Here is a 253-nt window from a genome sequence, read left to right as displayed (position 1 = left end):
CGTCGGAAGACCTTCCCGCAAGAGCCGCACTCGTAAGGCTTGTGGTCCGTGTGAGTCAGGAGATGAGTCTTGAGGTTGGACCTCTGGTTGAAGGACCTGCTGCAGACAGGACACTTGTGGGGAGACTCCTCGAGGTGCAAGATCTTGTGGACGGCCAACGTCCTCGACTGGCAGAAGCCTTTGCCGCACTCCCCGCACTTGAAGGGCTTCTCTTTGCTGTGGATATACCTGTGATCCCTCAAGTGATCCTGCC

Annotated in this window: 1 protein-coding gene; it reads right to left on the bottom strand. The window is 57.3% G+C overall.

What is annotated here, in order from left to right:
- The coding region (locus tag PZC42_RS23560) for a C2H2-type zinc finger protein (protein ID WP_368860299.1) at nucleotides 1-140 on the bottom strand (140 nt) is incomplete at its 3' end.
- Nucleotides 141-253: the final 113 nt, after the last annotated feature.

This window comes from Isoptericola croceus (genome assembly GCF_029382255.1).
In the GTDB taxonomy this organism is placed as follows: Bacteria; Actinomycetota; Actinomycetes; order Actinomycetales; family Cellulomonadaceae; genus Isoptericola; species Isoptericola croceus.
Note: the sequence above shows the minus strand (reverse complement) of the source record. Positions and strands in the feature narration are given on the sequence as shown.